This is a genomic window from Pedococcus sp. P2_D7 (assembly GCF_056404295.1).
Genome location: NZ_JBFUEH010000004.1, coordinates 601,391 through 618,478, shown reverse-complemented (window position 1 = coordinate 618,478; position 17,088 = coordinate 601,391). Strand labels below are relative to the sequence as shown.

At 71.6% G+C, this 17,088-nt stretch carries 18 protein-coding genes and 1 pseudogene; 2 read left to right on the top strand and 17 right to left on the bottom strand.

Annotation, left to right across the window (positions count from 1 at the left end; all coding sequences use genetic code 11):
* Positions 1-65 precede the first annotated feature (65 nt).
* Both AC1DWJ_RS12150 and AC1DWJ_RS12145 read left to right on the top strand, forming a co-directional pair.
* Positions 66-824, top strand: coding sequence for an ABC transporter permease (locus AC1DWJ_RS12150; RefSeq protein ID WP_457253329.1), 759 nt, complete (start codon positions 66-68; stop codon positions 822-824).
* 44 nt (positions 825-868) lie between these two features.
* On the top strand, positions 869-1,669 hold the full coding sequence (locus AC1DWJ_RS12145; RefSeq protein ID WP_477620885.1) for a ceramidase domain-containing protein: 801 nt from the start codon (positions 869-871) through the stop codon (positions 1,667-1,669).
* On the opposite strand, the gene trmD is transcribed toward AC1DWJ_RS12145, so the two are convergent.
* The 17 genes and pseudogenes from trmD to ffh form a co-directional block, all read right to left on the bottom strand.
* Entirely contained in the window at positions 1,653-2,852 is a 1,200-nt protein-coding gene (gene trmD, locus AC1DWJ_RS12140; protein ID WP_457253331.1) for a tRNA (guanosine(37)-N1)-methyltransferase TrmD, read from the bottom strand. The genes AC1DWJ_RS12145 and trmD overlap by 17 nt on opposite strands.
* Positions 2,853-2,865: 13 nt before the next feature.
* Positions 2,866-3,414 carry a ribosome maturation factor RimM gene (gene rimM, locus AC1DWJ_RS12135; protein ID WP_457253332.1) on the bottom strand — a complete coding sequence of 183 codons (549 nt, stop codon included), beginning with the start codon at positions 3,412-3,414 and terminating at the stop codon, positions 2,866-2,868.
* Positions 3,415-3,426: 12 nt separating this feature from the next.
* Positions 3,427-4,278, bottom strand: a complete 852-nt coding sequence (locus AC1DWJ_RS12130; protein ID WP_457253333.1) for an alpha/beta fold hydrolase — start codon at positions 4,276-4,278, stop codon at positions 3,427-3,429.
* Between the two features lie 143 nt (positions 4,279-4,421).
* The gene (locus AC1DWJ_RS12125; protein ID WP_056922545.1) at positions 4,422-4,664 is read right to left on the bottom strand and encodes an RNA-binding protein; all 243 of its coding nucleotides are present in this window, start codon (positions 4,662-4,664) and stop codon (positions 4,422-4,424) included.
* A 2-nt stretch (positions 4,665-4,666) separates the two neighbouring features.
* Positions 4,667-5,239 carry a 30S ribosomal protein S16 gene (gene rpsP / locus AC1DWJ_RS12120; protein WP_457253334.1) on the bottom strand — a complete coding sequence of 191 codons (573 nt, stop codon included), beginning with the start codon at positions 5,237-5,239 and terminating at the stop codon, positions 4,667-4,669.
* A gap of 181 nt (positions 5,240-5,420) precedes the next feature.
* Positions 5,421-6,449, bottom strand: coding sequence for a phosphotransferase enzyme family protein (locus tag AC1DWJ_RS12115; protein WP_457253335.1), 1,029 nt, complete (start codon positions 6,447-6,449; stop codon positions 5,421-5,423).
* Positions 6,450-6,457: 8 nt separating this feature from the next.
* On the bottom strand, positions 6,458-7,993 hold the full coding sequence (locus tag AC1DWJ_RS12110) for an SDR family NAD(P)-dependent oxidoreductase (RefSeq protein ID WP_457253336.1): 1,536 nt from the start codon (positions 7,991-7,993) through the stop codon (positions 6,458-6,460).
* On the bottom strand, positions 7,990-8,454 hold the full coding sequence (locus AC1DWJ_RS12105; RefSeq protein WP_457253337.1) for an RrF2 family transcriptional regulator: 465 nt from the start codon (positions 8,452-8,454) through the stop codon (positions 7,990-7,992). The genes AC1DWJ_RS12110 and AC1DWJ_RS12105 overlap by 4 nt, the downstream gene beginning before the upstream one ends.
* 94 nt (positions 8,455-8,548) lie before the next feature.
* Complete coding sequence (locus AC1DWJ_RS12100; RefSeq protein WP_457254157.1) at positions 8,549-8,875, bottom strand: TOBE-like domain-containing protein; 327 nt, start codon at positions 8,873-8,875, stop codon at positions 8,549-8,551.
* A gap of 30 nt (positions 8,876-8,905) precedes the next feature.
* Positions 8,906-9,559, bottom strand: a pseudogene (locus AC1DWJ_RS12095) (sulfate/molybdate ABC transporter ATP-binding protein); the annotation flags it as partial.
* Entirely contained in the window at positions 9,556-10,362 is an 807-nt protein-coding gene (cysW, locus tag AC1DWJ_RS12090) for a sulfate ABC transporter permease subunit CysW (RefSeq protein ID WP_457253339.1), read from the bottom strand. The pseudogene AC1DWJ_RS12095 and the gene cysW, both read right to left, overlap by 4 nt.
* Complete coding sequence (gene cysT / locus AC1DWJ_RS12085; RefSeq protein WP_457253341.1) at positions 10,359-11,282, bottom strand: sulfate ABC transporter permease subunit CysT; 924 nt, start codon at positions 11,280-11,282, stop codon at positions 10,359-10,361. Before cysT ends, cysW begins: the two co-directional genes overlap by 4 nt.
* Before the next feature lie 7 nt (positions 11,283-11,289).
* The gene (locus AC1DWJ_RS12080) at positions 11,290-12,324 is read right to left on the bottom strand and encodes a sulfate ABC transporter substrate-binding protein (RefSeq protein ID WP_457253342.1); all 1,035 of its coding nucleotides are present in this window, start codon (positions 12,322-12,324) and stop codon (positions 11,290-11,292) included.
* A 265-nt stretch (positions 12,325-12,589) separates the two neighbouring features.
* On the bottom strand, positions 12,590-13,675 hold the full coding sequence (locus AC1DWJ_RS12075) for an amidohydrolase family protein (RefSeq protein WP_457253344.1): 1,086 nt from the start codon (positions 13,673-13,675) through the stop codon (positions 12,590-12,592).
* Positions 13,676-13,699: 24 nt separating this feature from the next.
* Positions 13,700-14,542, bottom strand: coding sequence for a class I SAM-dependent methyltransferase (locus AC1DWJ_RS12070; RefSeq protein ID WP_477620884.1), 843 nt, complete (start codon positions 14,540-14,542; stop codon positions 13,700-13,702).
* Positions 14,543-14,591: 49 nt separating this feature from the next.
* A complete protein-coding gene (locus tag AC1DWJ_RS12065) occupies positions 14,592-15,416 on the bottom strand; it encodes an alpha/beta fold hydrolase (protein WP_457253346.1) in 825 nt (274 codons plus the stop codon).
* Positions 15,413-17,023, bottom strand: a complete 1,611-nt coding sequence (ffh, locus tag AC1DWJ_RS12060) for a signal recognition particle protein (RefSeq protein ID WP_457253347.1) — start codon at positions 17,021-17,023, stop codon at positions 15,413-15,415. Before ffh ends, AC1DWJ_RS12065 begins: the two co-directional genes overlap by 4 nt.
* Between the last annotated feature and the right edge of the window lie 65 nt (positions 17,024-17,088).

Here is a 17,088-nt window from a genome sequence, read left to right as displayed (position 1 = left end):
GCGAACTTTTTTCGCGGCGGGCCCGCTGCGCCCCCGTCGCAGCCCCGCGGCATACGGTGACGCCTGTGAGCATCGACCCCGGCTGGCCCGTCGGCCTCGCGCTGGCCCTGCTGCTGGCACTCGCGATGGCCGCGCACCGCTTCGCCGGCTACGGCCTGGAGCGCCCCGTCCTCGTCGCCGCGGTGCGGGCCATCGTCCAGCTGGGGCTCGCGGCCGTGCTCATCGCCGCCGTGGTCGACAGCCTGCCGTGGTCGGTGGCGCTGGTCTGCGTGATGTTCGCGATGGGGGTCCTCACGACGTCGCGCCGGGTGGAGGCGCCGCGGGCGTGGTCGTGGGCCGCGCTGGCGATGGCCGCCGGCGTGCTCCCGGTGTTGGCGATCGTGCTGGCCACGGGCACGATCCCCCCGACCGGGATCGCCGTCATCCCGGTGGCGGGCATCATCGTCGGCAACGCGATGACGGCACACACCCTCGTCGGGCGCCGCGCCTTCGCCGCCCTGCGCGAGGAGCACAGCCAGTACGAAGCCAGCCTCTCGGTCGGCCTGCTCCCCCGCCAGGCCATCCGCGAGATCGTCCACCGCCGCGCACCCGAGGCGCTCCTCCCGGGGCTCGACCAGGTGAAGACCACCGGGGTGGTCACCCTGCCAGGGGCCTTCATCGGGGTCATGCTCGGCGGCGGCACCCCGGCGCAGGCGGCCACGGCCCAGGTGCTGGTGCTCTTCGGGATCATGGCTGCCCAGACCGTCACCGTGCTCGTGGCGGAACACCTCCTGGCCGGACGCCTCCTGCTCCCCGACGACCTGGCCGCGAGCCTCGTCGACTAGGTCACCACCGACCCGCGGTGACCCGCGGCGGCATACTCGCCTCCATGCCGACCCGCACGCAGCGCGACCTGCGACCGTTCGCGCTGGCCTGCGCCGTCACGGTCGTCTCGGTGGGCCTGCTGTGGCTCGCGGTGCTGCACGGCTGGCTCGGCCCGAACGTCGGTCGCGGCGACCGGTTCTGCGAGGCGGCGCGCGACGCCCTCGTCCGCCAGCCCGCCAACACCTTCAGCAACGCCGGGTTCGTCGTCGCCGGCCTGGCCATTGCCTGGAGGGCGGGATCGCCCGGCACGACCATTGCGGCCAACCCCCGGCTCGCGGCGGCCCTCGGGGTGGTCGTGGTGCTCCTCGGGCCAGCGAGCGCCGCGATGCACGCGACCCAGAGCGCCCTCGGCGGCCACCTCGACCTGCTCAGCATGTACCTCATCGCCGCCTTCGCCTCGTCGTATGCGGTCACGCGGGTGCTGGGCCGCGGCACCGGCTTCTTCGCGGCCTCGTTCGTCGGCGTCGTGCTGGTCTGCGAGCTGGTCGAACGCATCCCGGGGCACGTGCCGATGGTCGACATCGCCGCCAACCTCGCGTTCGGGCTCTTCCTGCTCGTGGCCCTGGCCGGTGAGGCCGTGCTGTGGCGGCGTGGCACGGGGCGGCGCCAGGTCGGCTGGGGGCTGGCCTCGGCCGGGGCCCTCGCGCTGGCGTTCGCGATCTGGAACCTCGCCAAGGACGGGTCGTCCCTCTGCCACCCCGAGTCGCTCCTGCAGGGCCACGCCGCCTGGCACCTGCTGTGCGCCGTGGCGGCCTACGCCCTCTACCGGCTCTACGCCAGCGAGCGCGTCAACGACGCCGCTTGAGCAGGTCGACAGTGCCGGGGAAGGCGCCCTCTCCGGGCTGCACGCGGTAGCCGGCCTTGCGGTAGGTCCGCAGGTTGCGGTCGCTGCGGGTCCCTGTGTTGAGCCAGTATGCCGCCGTGCCCGACGGCGCCTGCGCCTCCGCATGGGCGAGCAGCGCGCGCCCGAGGCCACGGCCCTGGAGGTCGGGGGCGACCATCAGCCGGCCGATCTGCCAGGTGGCGGGGTCGTCCGGGTGCGACCGCGCCCGCACCGAGGCGACCAGCCGGCCGCCCTCGCGCACCACCCAGGTCTGCCACTCCAGCAGGCCGTGCGCCACGTCGTCGAGGGACTCGACGAGTGGTGGGATGTCGTGGGTGTCGTTGGCCTTGGCCTCGCTCACCCAGCAGGCCCGTTGCAGAGTCGTCAGCTCGGCGGCATCTGAGGGCTGGGCGACGGTGATCGCGAGGTCCTGCGTCGTCAGGGCCGCAGCGGAGTGCAGGAGGTCGGGTCTGCGCGCCGCCGTGCGCTCGAGCCGTTGCTGGTGGCGCCACGCGGCGATCGCCCCGTGGTCCCCGGACAGCAGCACCGGTGGCACCGCCCGGGTCACGCCCGCACTCGACTCCCAGGCGGCGGGCTTGGTGTACACGGGGTACTCGAGCAGCCCGTCCTCGTGGGACTCCTCGACGAGGGACTCCGCGTTGCCGATGACGCCGGGCAGCAGGCGGGCCACCGCCTCGACCATCGCGAGCACGGCCACCTCTCCCCCGTTCAGCACGTAGTCGCCGAGCGAGACCACCGACACCTCGAGCCCGAGCTCGTCAGCGGCGTACTCGTAGACGCGCTCGTCGATCCCCTCGTAGCGTCCGCAGGCGAAGGCCAGCCACGGCTCCTCGGCGAGCTCGCGCGCCAGGGCCTGCGTGAACGGCATACCTCCCGGGCCGGGGACGATGAGACGCGGGCGGGCGCCGTCGGCGCCCGAGGCGGCCACGTGGGCGAGGGCCTCGGCCCACGGCTGCGGCTTCATCACCATGCCGGCACCGCCGCCGTAGGGGGTGTCGTCGACCGAGTGGTGCCGGTCGTGGGTGAAGTCGCGCAGGTCGTGCACCCGCAGGTCGAGCAGCCCGTCGCGCCGGGCCTTCCCGATCAGCGAGAGGTCCAGGGGTGCGAGGTACTCGGGGAAGATCGAGACGACGTCGAGGATCACCGGTGGTCCGCCGTCATTCGGCGTTGAGCTCGAGGAGCCCGGGGGGCGGGTCGACGACGACCCGGCCACCCTCGACGTCGACCTCAGGGACGATGGCCTCGACGAACGGCACGAGCGCCTCGGCGCCGCCGGTCAGCCGCAGCACCAGCTGGTCCTGGACCGCACCCGTGCGCAGACCGGTGACCTCGCCGAGGGCGGTCCCGGAGGGGTCCACGGCGGTGAGTCCGACGAGCTCGTCCTCGTACCACGCGTCGTCCTCGTCGGACGCAGCCTCGGCCGCGGCCTCGGCGTCGATGAACAGGCGGGTGCCGCGCAGCGACTCGGCGCCGGTGCGGTCGGGGATCTCCTCGAAGCCGAGCAGCCAGACCTTCTGGTGCAGCCGAGCGGTGCGCAGGGTGAGCGAGCGCGGCACGCCGGACCCGGGGGCGGCCTCGGTCGCGTAGTTGACGCCGGGGGCGAAGCGCGCCTCCGGGTCGTCGGTGTGGGTCTGCACGGTCACCTCACCGCGCAGGCCGTGCGGCTTGCCGATGCGGGCGACGAGCAGTCTGGAGTCGGCAGGCATGTGCCGATCCTCTCAGGTCTCGGAAGTCCCTTGCACCAGGCGGTCGAGGGCGGCGAGCGCGCACCCGGGGTGGTCGAGCCAGAGGAAGTGCCCGGTGCCCGGCTCGACGTGGACCCAGGCGTCGGGGATCCGCTCGGCCGTGGCCCGCGCCGACTCCTCGGCCGGCATCGGGCTGTCGGCACCCGACAGCACCCCGACGGGGACGTCGATGGACGGCAGTGCCGCCTCCAGCGCGGGGAGCTGCTCCACGAGGTCCTCCCACAGCCCGAGGTGGGCGGCGTTCGAGACCGCCAGGGGTGGACGCGGCGTGGCGGCGGCCGGCTCGCTGAAGTAGGACGGCCAGACGATGTCGAGCATCTCCTGCTCGTCGGCGTCAGTGGCGGTGCCGTCGGTGTCCTTGTCGTCCAGCTCCTGGGCCCGGGCCCGCAGGTGTTCCGGCACCCGGCGCATCATCTCCGCGCCGAACGCCTCCGCCCCACCGTCGCCGACCGCGCCGAGCGGGTCGATGCTCAGGACGCCGAGCAGACGCTCGGGGATGGACGCGGCTGCGTGGAACGCCAGGTGACCGCCCCAGCTGTGGCCCACCAGCCAAACCCGCTCCACGCCGATCCCGTCGAGGACCGCGCAGATGTCGGCGACCGCCTGTTCGACGGTGAACGGTCCTTCCTCCGTCGAGGGCGGCAGGCCTCGCTGCTGGAAGAACGCCACGTCGTACGCCGCCGCGAGCTCCTCGGCCAGCGAGTCGAGGTGGCCGTAGGACAGCCCGGGTCCGCCATGGAGCAGCAGGACCGGCGGACCGGCTCCGGCGCGCCACCCGTCGAGGTGCCCCGGGGCTGCCGGCACGGCGAACGGGATGCGATCCACCCGCGGAACGTACTCCCGGGCGCGGGTCCACCGCAGCCGAACGACCGCACGTCCGGGGCTACGACGGGAAGGCACGACCGGACACGACGAAGGGCCACCGGAAACCCGGTGGCCCTTCGTGAGGTGTCAGCGCGAGTGAGCGCTCAGCGGACCTTGTCGGTGTCGACAATGTCGACCCGCACGTTCTGGCCGCCGGCCAGCGCACCCATGACGGTGCGCAGGGCGCTCGCGGTGCGACCGGAGCGACCGATCACGCGACCGAGGTCCTCGGGGTGCACCCGGACCTCGAGCACCTCACCACGGCGGAGCTCCTTGCGTCGCACGGCAACCTCGTCCTTGTGGTCGACGATGCCCTTGACGAGGTGCTCGAGCGCCTCTTCCAGCACGGTCAGGCCTGGTCCGCGGCGTCGGCCGCGGCGGCCGCGGGGGCCTCCTCGGTCTCAGCCTTGGCCTCGTCGGCCACGGGGGCTTCCGCGACAGCCTCGGGCGCCTCGGCCTTGGGGGCCTCGTCAGCCTTGGGCTCCTCGGCCTTGGCCTCGTCGGCCTTGGGGGCCTCGTCGGCCTTCTTGGCAGCGCGCTTCTTCGGGGTGGTCGCCCCGTCGGTGCCGGCCTCGGACTTGCCCGCCGCGGCGATGGCCGCGTCGTACAGCTCCTTCTTGGACGGCTTGGCTGCCTTGACCTTGAGCGTGCCCTCGGTGCCGGGCTCGCCCTTGTACTTCTGCCAGTCGCCGGTCACCTTGAGCAGTGCCGCGACGGCCTCGGTCGGCTGCGCGCCCTGGCCCAGCCAGTACTGCGCGCGGTCCGAGTTGATGTCGATGACCGAGGGCTCCTCGGTGGGGTGGTACTTGCCGATCTCCTCGATGGCCCGGCCATCGCGCTTGGCGCGCGAGTCCATGACGACGACGCGGTAGAACGGTGCACGGATCTTGCCCATGCGCTTCAGACGAATCTTGACGGCCACGGTGGTGGTGTCTCCTGTTTCTGGTTGTGAGCACGGCAAGACCGCGCAGGATTCACGCGGGGTACCGGAACTCGGTGTAGGCGTTCCAGCCAGGAGGCCTCGGTGCGTGACCGGGCCCGTGCCTGGACGGGTACAGCCGACCATTCTGCCAGATCTGTGGGGATGCCCCGACCAGGCAGGGTCAGCCCGCGGCCATGAGGTCGAGCACGACGTCGAGCACGTGCTGGAGTGTGCTCGGGGAGGGCAGCCACAGGAGGCACTCCTGCACCTCGGCCACCGCGTGCCGGCGGTGCGCGTCCTCCGTGGCCGGATCCAGGGCCGCCCCGGCCTGCCGGGCGAGGAAGTTCAGCTCGCCGCTGAGCAGCATGGTGAACGCGTCCAGCCCGCGCACGGCCCCGGTTCCTTGGGCCGCACGGTAGGACGCGACCGTCCGGCGCACGGCCGACGCGTCGACCTCCTCGCCGTCGACGTGCCACTGGACCAGCACCTTGGCCAGCTCTTGGTCGGGGAGCACCGGGCCCACGTCCTCCCAGTCCACGGGGACGAGCTGCCCGTCGGCGGTCACCAGGATGTTGTCGGGGTGCAGGTCGCGGTGGCCGACCACGAACGGCCCGGTCGGAGCGGGCACCCTCCGCACGAGGTCGCAGAGCCCGTCGAGGTCCGCCACCCGCGCCACCAGGGCGTCGTGCCACGGCTGGTCGGCGGCCCGCTCCACCAGGTCGGCCCAGACCTGAGTCTCCGGGACGGTCCGGTACCACCAGCCGATCGGGTCGTCGGTCGCAGGCGCCACGGCGTGCAGCCGACCGAGCAGCGTGCCCAGCTCCGACGCGTGCAGGCCGGGAACGAAGCCGGCCCGCGGAGCCGCCCCGTCCACCCAGGTGCTGAGCCGCACCAGTCCCCCGCCCAGCTCCGCAGGCACCGGCACGAGGAACCGCCCGACCCGGTCGGCGACCGGGACGGGCACCGGTATGCCGGCCCGGGCGAAGTGCTCGAGGTGACCGGCCTCGCGACGGACCGCCTCCTCCCCCGACGCCAGGTCCGGGAAGCCCGCGTATGCCGCGAAGGGTTGCTTCACGGCATACCTGAGCCCGTGGCACTCGAGCCGGCTCACCTGCCCTTCCGCGCCACGGGCCACGAAGGTCAGCCGCGCCGATCCGTCGCCGCCGTCGAGGCCGAAGACGTCGAGCAGGTACGCGGTCAGCTCGTCCATGGCGCGCCTCACCAGGGGCTGGGTTCGAAGTCCTTGACGAAACAGCCGTAGACGTCCTCGCCGGCCTCGCCGCGCACGATGGGGTCGTAGACGCGGGCCGCGCCGTCCACGAGGTCGAGGGGCGCGTGCCAGCCCTCGGCGGCGATCCGCAGCTTCTCGTGGTGCGGTCGCTCGTCGGTGATCCAGCCGGTGTCGACTGCGGTCATGAGGATCTTGTCCGTCTCGAACATCTCGCCGGCGCTGGTGCGGGTCAGCATGTTGAGTGCCGCCTTCGCCATGTTGGTGTGCGGGTGGCCGGATCCCTTGTAGCGCCTGGAGAACTGCCCCTCCATGGCCGAGACGTTGACGACGTACGCGCGACGGGCCCCGGCAGCGACGGCGGCCCGCATCGACGGTCGCAGCCGCGACACGAGGATGAAGGGGGCAGTCGAGTTGCACAGCTGCACCTCGAGCAGCTCGAGCGGGTCGACCTCCTCGACCTTCTGCGTCCAGGAGTTGTTGACCTGGGTGTCGGGCAGCAGGCCGCCTGCGTCGACCGCCGTGCCGGCGAGGTGCGCCTCGAGGCTGGCGTGGCCGGCCGACAGGGCCATCGACGTCATCGACGCGGCCGACCGCTGGGCGAGGGCACGGGCTGCCTCCTGCTCCGACTCCCCCTCGTGGTGGGCGACCTTCTGGGCCTGCAGGGTGCCGAGCAGGTTGGCCGGGTGGGCCTCGCTGATCCGGTCGAACGTGACCAGCTCCGGGTAGGCGACGTCGCCCTCCAGGGGCACCGACTCACCCTCGACGAGGTGGGAGTAGGCGCCCGGCGAGCGGCGCACGGTCTGGGCCGCGTTGTTGACGAGGATGTCCAGCGGACCTGCGGCGGCGACCTCGTCGGCCAGCGCGACGACCTGGGTGGGGTCGCGCAGGTCGATGCCGACGACCTTGAGGCGGTGGATCCAGTCTGACGAATCCTCCTGTGCCGCAAAGCGTCTCGCTGCGTCGTGCGGGAAGCGCGTGGTGATCGTGAGGTGTGCACCGTCGCGCAGGAGCAACAGCGCGATATACATGCCGATCTTCGCGCGACCACCCGTGAGGAGCGCCCGCTTGCCGGTCAGGTCGGTGCGCTGCTCACGCTTGGTGTGGCTCAGCGCGGCGCAGTCGGGGCACAGCCAGTGGTAGAAGGCGTCGACGAGCGTGTACTCGGCCTTGCAGATGTAGCAGTTGCGCGGGTTGATCAGCTCGCCGGCGTGGGCGCCACGGACGGTCGAGACGAGCGAGATGCCCTTGGTCTCGTCGTCGATCCGCATCGGGGAGCCCGTGGCGGTCTTGGCGATGATCGCCTCGTCGTGGTCGATCTCGGGCTGCTTGGCCTCGCGACGACGAGCCTTGCGCACCCGCTTGTACATCCGGCCCGTGGCCCGCTTGACGGTCTGGATGTCGGGGTGGTCGCCATCGATCTCGGCGAGCTGCTCGAGCACCCGCAACGCAGTCGCGAGGTCGTCGGGGTCGATGCCCGGGCCGAGCTCGCCCACGGACTGGTCGGTCGGGTTGGCCTCCGTCATCGACTGCGCCACGCGTCGGGGTCCGCCGCCAGCGTCGACACCCGGTCGGGCAGGTCTCCCGACAGCACGTCCGCCAGGCTGGTCTCGTCGAGCACCGAGCGCAGGCTCGCGCGCAGCGCCACCCACACGGTGGGCAGGTGCGTGGCGACGCCCTCGTATGCCGTCTCGTGCGGCCGCAGGCCCCGCACCTCCGCGAGCGGCCCGTCCACGGCGCGGAACACCTCACCGAGCGAGATGTCGCGGGGCTCCCGGGCCAGCGAGTAGCCACCGCGGGCGCCGCGGGTGCTCTTGACCAGCTCGGCCGTGCGCAGGTCGGCCACGATCGCCTCGAGGAACTTGCGCGGGAGGGTCTGGCGGTAGGAGAGCGTCTCGACGCTCACCGGGCCCGCCGAGGTCGTCGCCGCCTCCGCGAGGATGAGCATGGCCCGGACCGCGTACTCCGTGCGTGCCGAGATGTCCACGAACGCATTCTGTCGCACCGCCGCGGCACGTGAGCACGCGGCATACCCATCGCGGTGGGCGGTCGCCCGCCACCAGCTGCCGGTCGGCCGCGACTCAGATGGCCAGCGCAGGGTGGATCTCGGCGGCGTCCGGCCCGGTCGTGGCCCTGGCGTACACCGTCTCGCCCTCGACGAGGCCAAGGGCGTCGGCCTCCGCGCGGGTGACCTGGGCGGCGAAGCGGGTGCCCGAGTCGGCGCGCAGGTCGATCCGGACCTCGAAGCCCAGGCGGACGACCCGCTCGACCACGGCCTCGACGACACCCGGCGAGCTGCCGACCCGCGCGTCGGCGGCTCGGGCTCGCTCGACGTCGCGGTCGAGGGCGATGTCGTGCGGGCGCACCAGCGCGCCACCGAGCCGGGCCACCGAGCCGAGGAACGACATCACGAAGTCGTTGGCCGGGCGGTCGTAGAGCGTCACCGGGTCGCCGACCTGCTCGATCCGGCCCTTGTTGAGCACGGCGATGCGGTCGGCCACGTCGAGGGCCTCCTCCTGGTCGTGGGTGACCAGGACGGTGGTCACGTGGACCTCGTCGTGCAGCCGCCTCAGCCACTGCCGCAGGTCGGCCCGGACCTTGGCATCGAGCGCGCCGAACGGCTCGTCGAGGAGCAGCACCTCGGGGTCGACCGCGAGCGCCCGGGCCAGCGCCATCCGCTGCCGCTGGCCACCCGACAGCTGGGCCGGGTAGCGGTGCTGGAACCCGTCGAGGCCCACGATCTCGAGCAGGTCGTCGACCTTGCGCGCGATCTCGGCCTTGGACCGCTTGCGGATGGTGAGCCCGAACGCCACGTTGTCGCGCACCGTCATGTGCTTGAACGCCGCATAGTGCTGGAAGACGAAGCCGATCCCCCGCTTCTGGGGCGCCACCCCGGTCACGTCGCGGCCGGCGATGACGATGCGTCCCCCGTCGAGCTGCTCGAGCCCGGCGATGGAGCGCAACAGGGTCGACTTGCCCGAGCCGCTCGGCCCCAGCAGGGCGGTGAGCGAGCCCGCCGGGATGTCCAGGGTGACGTCGTCGAGCGCGGCGAAGTCGCCGTAGCTCCTGCGGGCTCCGATGACGCGGATCATGTCCTGCTCCTCTTGCGGTCGAGTGCTGTCATGCCGAGCAGCGTCAGCACGGCCAGGCCCATGAGCAGGGTGGCCGCGGCATACGCGCCGTAGGTGTTGTGGTCGTCGATGTAGCGCGAGTGGACCAACAGGGTCAGGGTCTGGGACACCCCGGGGAAGCCGGAGCTGACCATGATCACGGCGCCGAACTCACCGAGCGCCCGGGCGATCGTCAGCACGATGCCGTAGGTCAGGCCCCAGCGGATGGCGGGGAGGGTGATCCGCCAGAACGTCTGCCAGGTGCTCGCCCCGAGGGTCGACGCGGCCTGCTCCTGCTCCGTGCCGATCTCGTGGAGGACCGGCTCGACCTCCCGCACGACGAACGGGAGCGTCACGAAGAGCGTGGCGATCACCATGCCGGGCAGGCCGAAGATGACCTTGATGCCGAGTCGCTCGAGACCTCCGAACCACCCGTCGACGCCCCAGAGCAGGATCAGTGAGACACCGACCACGATGGGCGACACCGCGAACGGCAGGTCGACCACCGCCTGCACCAGTCCGCGGCCGCGGAACCGGCCGCGGACCAGGGCCAGCGCGGTGCCCACCCCGAACACCACGTTGAGGGGCACGACGATCGCGACGATGAGCAGCGACAGGTTGAGCGCGGAGATCGCGGCCGGGGTGCGGATGGAGTCGACGAAGGCGCCGACCCCTTCCCCGAAGGTGCGCCAGAGGATGAGCACGATCGGCACCGCGATCAGCAGCACGAGGTAGCCGAGCGCGATGGTCCGCAGACCGATCCTGGCGGTGGTGGAGGTCTTCACTGGGCGTCCTCCTCGCGGCGCAGGCTGCGCCCGGCGAAGAGCCGCAGGACGAACAGCGTGACGAAGGCGATCGCGAGCAGCACCACCGAGACGGCGGCGGCGTTGAGCGGCCGGTCGATCTCGATCTGCTGCTGGATGTACTGCGAGGCCACCTGGGTCTTGCGCGGGATGTTGCCGCCGATGAGGACGACGGAGCCGTACTCGCCGATCGCGCGGGCGAAGGCGAGGCCGGTGCCGCTGATGACGGCCGGGGCCAGGGTCGGCAGCACGACGCGGCGGAAGGTGGTCCAGTTGGAGGCGCCCAGCGACGCCGCTGCCTCCTCCACCTCGCGGTCGGCCTCGATCAGGACCGGCTGCACCGAGCGCACGACGAACGGCAGCGTGACGAAGGCGAGCGCAACGAGCAGACCCGGCTGGGTGGCGTTGAGGTGCACGTGGATCGGGCTGTTGGGGCCGTAGAGGGACAGCAGCACGATGCTCGCCACGATCGTGGGCAGCGCGAACGGCAGGTCGATGAGGGCGTTGACGATGCGCTTGCCGGGGAAGTCGTCGCGCACGAGCACCCAGGCGATGAGGGTGCCCATCACGGCGTTGACGACCGCGACGACGGCGGCCACGAGCACGGTGACCCGCAGGGAGGCGAGTGCGACAGGGGCGGAGACGGCGTGCCAGAAGCCGCCGACTCCTTCGCCGAGCGAGGTGACGGTCAGCGCCGCCAGCGGGAGGAGCACCAGCACGCTGAGCCAGAGGCCCACCAGTCCGACGCCGAGCGGGCGGGCCACGCCGGTGCGGCGACGAGACGCTGGGGCCGGCGGCGGGGAGTCCACGTCGTCGCCGAGGGGCAGGTGCGGGCGCGGTGGCAGGGACGACCCCTCCGTGGAGGTGTCGCCCCTGCGCGCGTGGTTGGTTGTCGTGGTCATCGCCGTCCTACGACGTAGCCTTGTCGTAGATGAGCGCGATCGCGCCGGTCTCCTTCTTGAAGAGCGTCCCGTCGACCGTCTTCCAACCGCCCAGGTCGTCGATCGTCCAGAGCTTGGTCGGCTGCGGGAAGTCGGCCGCGAACTCCTTGGCCACGGTCGGGTCCACCGGGCGGAACCCGGCCTGCGCCCACAGCTTCTGGGCCTCCGGCGTGAAGAGGTAGTCGTTGAACGCCTTGGCCTTGGCGAAGTTCTTGCTCTTGGTCAGGACCGCGGTGGGGTTCTCGATCTTGAAGGTGGTCGGCGGAGTGACGTGCTCGACCGGGTCGCCACTGCGCTCGGCGAACAACGCCTCGTTCTCGTAGCTCAGCAGCACGTCACCGGTGCCCTGCAGGAAGGTCTCGGTCGCCTCGCGGCCCGACTTCGGCTGCACCTTGACGTGACCGGTCACCAGCTTCTCGATGTAGTCGAGGCCCGCCTGGGGGTTCTTCCCGCCGTCGCTCTTGGCGGCGTACGGGGCGAGGAGGTTCCACTTCGCGCTGCCCGAGCTGAACGGGTTCGGGGTGACGATCTCGACCCCGGGCTTGAGCAGGTCGTCCCAGTCCTTGATGCCCTTGGGGTTGCCCTTGCGGACCACGATGGTGACGACCGAGCCGAACGGGATCCCCTTGTACTGGTTGGCGTTCCAGTCCTTGGCGACCAGGCCGGCGTCGACCAGGCGAGTGATGTCCGGCTCGACCGAGAAGTTCACGAAGTCCGCGGTGGCGCCGGCCTCGACCTTGCGCGACTGGTCTCCGGAGGCCCCGTAGGACTGCTGGAACTGCACGCCCTTGCCGGCCTCGGTCTGGTTGAACGCGGGGATGACCTTGTCGTAGCCGACCTTGGGCACGGCATACGCGAAGAGGTTGATGGTGCCGGTCCTGGCGCCGGCGTTCACGGCGTCGCCGCCGACCGTGTCACTGGCTCCGCCGCCACCACAGGCGGTCATCACCAGTGCTCCGACGGTCGCGGCTGCGGCCAGAGCAAGGCGGGTGTGACGGCTCATCGAGGGCTCCTTCTTCGCCGGGACGGCGTGGTGGCGCGGGTGCGCATCTCCTATGTGACAACTAGGAGTTTGGATAGCATTTGGTTATCGGTCAAATAACACGACCTTATGTCTCAGATCGTGGAAGGCCCGAGAGGTAGGCCGCGTCCGCCCTCCCCCGCGCCTCACCTTTATCGGGTCATGGGACAAAGGTGGCCTTCACCCGGGAACCGTTCCGGGGTGAAGGACACCTTTCTCCCTAGACCCGATAAAGGGGGGGACTAGATCAGAGGGTGACGCCGCGCAGCACGATGTGCTCGGGCGCGGCGAGAGCGCGGATCTCGCGCCGGGGGTCTGCGCCATAGACCACGAGGTCGGCGTCGGCCCCCTCGTCCAGCCCGGGGCGGCCCAGCCATTCGCGCGCACCCCACGTCGCGGCATACAACGCCTCGTCGGCGGACAGGCCGGCCTTGGTGAGCTCGAGGGCCTCGTCGGCGACCAGACCGTGCCGCAGCGAGCCACCCGCGTCGGTGCCGAGATAGATCGGTATGCCGGCGTCACGGGCCGCGCCGATCGTCGCGTAACGGCGGTCGTGCAGGGCGTTCATCCGTCGGTGGTAGTCGGGGAACTTCTCCCTGGCCGGCTCCACGAGCGCGGGGAAGGTCGCGATGTTGACCAGGGTCGGCACGATCGCGATCTGCTGCTCCGCGAACTGGGCGATCGTCTCCGCCTCGAGCCCGGTCGCGTGCTCGATGCAGTCGGTGCCGGCCGCGGCGAAGTCGTAGAGCGACGCCTCACCGAAGCAGTGCGCGGTGACCCGGGCCCCCTCCTCGTGGGCCGCCTCGATGGCGTCGGTCAGGACGTCGACCGGCCAGCACGGCGTGAGGTCGCCGGCGTCCCGGTCGATCCAGTCCCCCACCAGCTTGACCCAGCCGTCGCCGGCGCGGGCCTCGAGCCGCACCCGCTCCACCAGCTGGTCGGGCTCGATCTCGTGGGCGAAGTTGCGGATGTACCGGCGGGTGCGGGCGATGTGCCGACCGGCCCGGATCACCTTCGGCAGGTCGTCACGCTGGTCGATCCACCGGGTGTCAGCGGGCGACCCCGCGTCACGGATCAGCAGCGTGCCTGCCTCTCGGTCGGCGAGCGCCTGCGCCTCGGCGGTCGCGTCGTCGACTGCCCCGTGGGCGTCCAGGCCGACGTGGCAGTGCGCGTCGACCAGACCGGGGAGGACGAAACCGCGCAGCGTCTCCACGTCGCCGTCCGGCGCGGTGGGGCGCTCGAAGGTGAGCCGGCCACCGACCACCCATGCCTCGGGTCGCACGTCCTCGGGCCCGACCAGGACCTCACCCTGCAGGTGCAGCACCGATGCCATGCGCCGACCCTAGAGGGACCGACGCTAGGGAGCGACCCCGAGGGTGTAGCGGATGTCCTGCCACACCACGACGCTCCCGTTCTCGTCGCACGCGTTCTCGAGGTGCTCTCCAGCCCTCGCCACGACTCCGGCAACCTCGTCCTCGGACATCCGGGCCCACACGGCGCGCTGGCCCGTCGACCTCGAGAACCGCTCCCACCCGCCGACGTCGCCGAACCGGACCTCCAGCCGGAACCCACCGGTCCGCACGTCGACAGCACCCGCGTTCCTCAGCATCTCCTCCATGCCCGCGTCGGAGGTGAACGGGCTGTCCGGGCCGACGACCCGCGGGTCCTTCATCATCGGCGGCACCCACGGCCCGAACTCCTTGTCGACGGCGTCCCAGACCGGGTCCGGGTCGCCGAAGGTGGCGATCCCGATCCGACCCCCCGGAGCGAGCAGCTCGACCCAGCGGGCCAGCGCAGCGGGAGGGTCGGGCAGGAAGAACAGCACGAGCGACGACGCCACCACGTCGAAGGCACCGCGCGGCAGCGACGGGTCGGCCGCGTCCCCGACCCGGAGGTCGACGTCGAAGCCCCGGGACGCCACCAGCTCGCGGGCGTGCGCGAGCATGCCCCTGCTGACGTCCAGGCCCACGACGGAGCCCTCGGGCAGCACCCGCTCGGCCAGGCCGAGTGTCACGGCGCCGCGCCCGCACCCGAGGTCGACACACGACTCACCGGGCTGCGGGTCGAGCTCGGCGACCAACCCATCGGCGATCGGGGCGAAGAAGTCGACGCCCGTCTGGTCGTAGTCGTCGGCGACGGCGACGGCGTCGAACAACGCCGCCACGGGGCTCGGCGCGATCGCCTCTTCGAGTCCGGTCATGACCCGAGTGTGGCTTGGCTGGGTATGCCGCGCGAGCCGGGTTCGTGCTCTAGCGCTGACCGGTGTGGGCGAACCGGCGCAGCGCCTCGACGACGATCTCCGGGGCGTCTGTGTGCACCCAGTGCGTGGCGCCCTTCACCGTCAGCTGCCGCACCTTCGGGAACAGCGCACGCATTGCGGGCAGGTCCTCGTCCGTGATGTAGGTCGAGTCCGACCCGGCGACCCACAGGACCGGACCCGGGTAGGGCTGGAGCCGAGCGGCGACGTCGGGCCACGCGGCGATCACCGAGTCGGTCCCCTTCGCCGCGTCGGCAGCGAACAGCTCGAGGTTGGCCTGCCACCGCCACGAGTCGCGGTCCCGGCGCAGGTTCTGGAGGAGGAACGCCTTGACCCCGGCGTTCGGCTCCTCGAACCGCGCCTCGGCGTCGACCCGGTTGGTCAGCTCGGCGAGCGGGAGCCGCTGCATCTCCTCGATGTAGCCGCTGAACCGCTCCAGGCTGCCGTAGCTCTTCGGTGCGATGTCGACGACGACCAGCCGCGACACCAGCTCCGGGTGCTGGAGGGCGAGCAGCATGGCGGTCTTGCCGCCCAGCGAGTGACCCACGACGACCCAGGGCGTCTCGGCGTCGATGCCGCGCAGGGTGTCGGCGACGGCCGCGGCATACCCCTCGAAGGAGAACTCCTGCGACCACGGTGACCGGCCGTGGTCCGGGAGGTCGACCAAGGTGCTGCGCGCACCGGTGCCGTCGGGGCCCGCGAGCGCCTTGGCGATCTGTGACCAGTTGCGGCCCTGCCCGAAAAGCCCGTGCAGGAAGGCGATTCGCGGACCGGCCGTGCCGACCGACAGGGTGTGCAGCCGTGCTGCCGGGCTCACCTGCCGAGGAACTTCTCGAAGCCCGCGGGCAGCTGGTTGGGGTCGAGGTCAGCCGGTATGCCGCCGTCCCCGGCCTGCGCGCCGAAAGCGGAGCCACCGCCACCGGTCTTGGCCGACGACGCCTTCTCGGCAGCCGCCCGCTCCTCGGCGGCCCGCTTGGCGGGGTTGCCGGACTTGGACTTCTTGCGCTGGGGCTGCTGCTGGCGGCCCTTCTTGCCGCCGCCCATGCCCGGCAGGCCGGGCATCCCCGGGATGCCGCCACCACGGGCGAGCTGCTTCATCATCTTCTGGGCCTCGGTGAAGCGCTCGAGCAGCGCGTTGACCTCGGACACCTCGACGCCCGAGCCCTTGGCGATGCGCAGTCGGCGCGAGCCGTTGATCTGCTTGGAGTGGGTGCGCTCGAACGGCGTCATCGACCGCACCATGGCCTCGATGCGGTCGAACTCGCGCGGGTCGAGGTTGTCGAGCTGGGCCTTCATCTGGCCCATGCCCGGCATCATGCCGAGCATCGCCTTCATGCCGCCCATCTTCTTGAGCGCCGACATCTGCTGCAGGAAGTCGTCGAAGGTGAAGTCCTCCTCGGCGAGGAACTTGCGCTGCATCTCCTGCGCGTGGCTGGCGTCGAAGGCCTTCTCGGCCTGCTCGATGAGGGTGAGCACGTCGCCCATGTCGAGGATGCGCGAGGCCATCCGGTCGGGGTGGAAGACCTCGAAGTCCTTCACACCCTCGCCGGTGCTGGCGAACATGATCGGGCGCCCGGTGACGGAGGCGACCGAGAGCGCCGCGCCACCGCGGGCGTCGCCGTCGAGCTTGGACAGGACGACACCGGTGAAGTCGACGCCTTCCTGGAACGCCAGGGCGGTGTCGACCGCGGCCTGGCCGATCATCGCGTCGATGACGAACAGCACCTCGTCGGGCGAGATGGCGGCGCGGATGTCGGCGGCCTGCTGCATGAGGTTCGCGTCGACGGCGAGGCGGCCGGCGGTGTCGACGATGACGACGTCGTGCTGGGCGCGGCGGGCCTGCTCGATTCCGGCTCGCGAGACCGAGACCGGGTCGCCGAAGGACCGCGTCCCCTCCCCCGTCGGGCCGACGGCGTCGTGACCGCCGACGTTGCCGCGCTCGGGGGCGAACACGGGCACGCCGGCCCGCTCACCGACGACCTCGAGCTGGGTCACGGCGTTGGGGCGCTGGAGGTCGGCGGCCACGAGGATCGGGGTGTGGCCCTGCTCCTTGAGCCACCGGGCGAGCTTGCCCGCAAGCGTGGTCTTACCGGCACCCTGCAAACCGGCCAGCATGATCACCGTGGGTGGGTTCTTGGCGAACTGGATCGTCCGAGTCGCGCCGCCGAGGATGCCGACGAGCTCCTCGTTGACGATCTTCACGACCTGCTGCGCCGGGTTGAGCGCACCGGACACCTCGGCCCCGAGGGCGCGCTCGCGCACCGCGGAGGTGAACTTCTTCACGACCGGCAGCGAGACGTCGGCGTCGAGCAGCGCGAGCCGGATGTCGCGAACCGTCGCGTTGACGTCGGACTCGGACAGCCGCCCCTTGCCCCGAAGGTTCTTGAAGGTGGCTGTCAGGCGGTCGGAGAGTGAGGTGAACACGCGCCCAAGGTTAATCGACCCCAGGTCGCGCGCCTGACACGTGTCAGGGGGCCGCGTCAGACGCA

What these genes read in the sequence shown, in the direction of transcription:
- AC1DWJ_RS12145 (WP_477620885.1), top strand. Translation starts at nt 869, where the DNA reads ATGCCGACCCGCACGCAGCGCGACCTGCGACCGTTCGCGCTGGCCTGC.
- rimM (WP_457253332.1), bottom strand. Translation starts at nt 3,414, where the DNA reads ATGCCTGCCGACTCCAGACTGCTCGTCGCCCGCATCGGCAAGCCGCAC.
- AC1DWJ_RS12115 (WP_457253335.1), bottom strand. Translation starts at nt 6,449, where the DNA reads ATGGACGAGCTGACCGCGTACCTGCTCGACGTCTTCGGCCTCGACGGC.
- AC1DWJ_RS12110 (WP_457253336.1), bottom strand. Translation starts at nt 7,993, where the DNA reads ATGACGGAGGCCAACCCGACCGACCAGTCCGTGGGCGAGCTCGGCCCG.
- AC1DWJ_RS12100 (WP_457254157.1), bottom strand. Translation starts at nt 8,875, where the DNA reads ATGTCGTTCCTCGGCTCGGTGGCCCGGCTCGGTGGCGCGCTGGTGCGC.
- cysT (WP_457253341.1), bottom strand. Translation starts at nt 11,282, where the DNA reads ATGACCACGACAACCAACCACGCGCGCAGGGGCGACACCTCCACGGAG.
- AC1DWJ_RS12080 (WP_457253342.1), bottom strand. Translation starts at nt 12,324, where the DNA reads ATGAGCCGTCACACCCGCCTTGCTCTGGCCGCAGCCGCGACCGTCGGA.
- AC1DWJ_RS12075 (WP_457253344.1), bottom strand. Translation starts at nt 13,675, where the DNA reads ATGGCATCGGTGCTGCACCTGCAGGGTGAGGTCCTGGTCGGGCCCGAG.
- AC1DWJ_RS12070 (WP_477620884.1), bottom strand. Translation starts at nt 14,542, where the DNA reads ATGACCGGACTCGAAGAGGCGATCGCGCCGAGCCCCGTGGCGGCGTTG.